Genomic DNA, 1,180 nt, shown 5'->3' with positions numbered 1-1,180 from the left:
TGCGCAGCAGGCGGTCATGCAGTACGTCCAGAACCGTGTCCGCGCGCGCCTGTTCGGCTTCTTCCAGCCGGTAGACACGGATGGTGCGCGACTGGCTGAAGCTTTCGGTCAGCATGGCGCTGGTCTCGCCAATCTGTTCATGCACGCCGCCGGATTCCCGGCGCAGGCGCTTGCCCAGCCTGCGCACCGGCATGGCGGCGAGCGGATACAGCACGGCGGCGATCAGACTGAGTTCCCAGTCCATGTACAGCATGGACGCGATCAGTCCCACCACCGTCACCGCATCGCCCAGCGCGTTGGTGGCGCGGATCAGGGCTTCGCGAATCGATACGGCGTCGGTGGTGAAGCGCGCGGCGATCTGGGCTGGGGCCTCGGTCTCGATACGGGAAATATCGGCCTGGACCAGATGATGGAACATCCGCCCCTGCAACCCGCGAATGACTACCAGCACCAGCGACTGCACGGCAATCGACTGCCCGTACTGCGATACGGCCTTGGCCAGCGTGATCGCCACCACAAGGATCGGAACCTGATACAGGATACGCGGGTCATGATCGGCGAACATGTCCAGCGCGCGCTGGATCACCAGCGGGTACAGCGCGCTGAATATGGCCATGAGCGCGGTCAGCACCCCCACCGCCAGTATGCGCAGCTTGTGGCCCGACAGTTCATCGTGCCACAGCCGCCGCATCAGGCGGCGCGACGGCTCCATTCCCTCCGGCGTGGCGTGCCTGTCGGCCCCAGACGTCTGAATTACGTTCATCAGTCGGCCTATAGCCGCATGGCCGCGTAAAACAAAGCGTTACCACATATTGTTACAAATTATGTCGATCGTGTTGCAAAATGGCGTGCATCTGCCCGAGGCAGGCGGCGCGACCGGCCGTACACCCGCCCTCAAGCCACCACTGCCGGACCTGCCCCAGCACACGCCCCACGCTCACGCCCGGCGCGCACCCCGCCGCCACAAGATCGCGCCCCGTCAGCGGGAAGACGGGTTTTTCCATCCTCTCCAGCATCGTGCGCAGGGTGGTCCATGCCGGATCGGGCGCGCCGGGGGCATCGGCCTGACACAGCCATGTCCGCCACACGAGATCCCGCCGGTCATGATCGGCCAGCATGGGGCGACCATGCCCGCATCCATGCCGGGCATGGGCACGACCGCGCCGCGTGTCTGCGCCAG

The 1,180-nt window shown here is 65.5% G+C and carries 1 protein-coding gene and 1 pseudogene; both read right to left on the bottom strand.

The features are described from left to right. The coding region (locus JCM25156_RS17350) for an ABC transporter transmembrane domain-containing protein (protein ID WP_025814147.1) at positions 1 to 763 on the bottom strand (763 nt) is incomplete at its 3' end. Positions 764 to 815: 52 nt separating this feature from the next. Then, a pseudogene (locus JCM25156_RS25815) lies at positions 816 to 1,180 on the bottom strand (hypothetical protein); the annotation flags it as partial.

It is taken from the genome of Komagataeibacter kakiaceti JCM 25156, assembly GCF_000613305.1.
The sequence above is the reverse complement of the archived record's forward strand: the minus strand, read 5'-3'. Positions and strand labels throughout refer to the sequence as shown.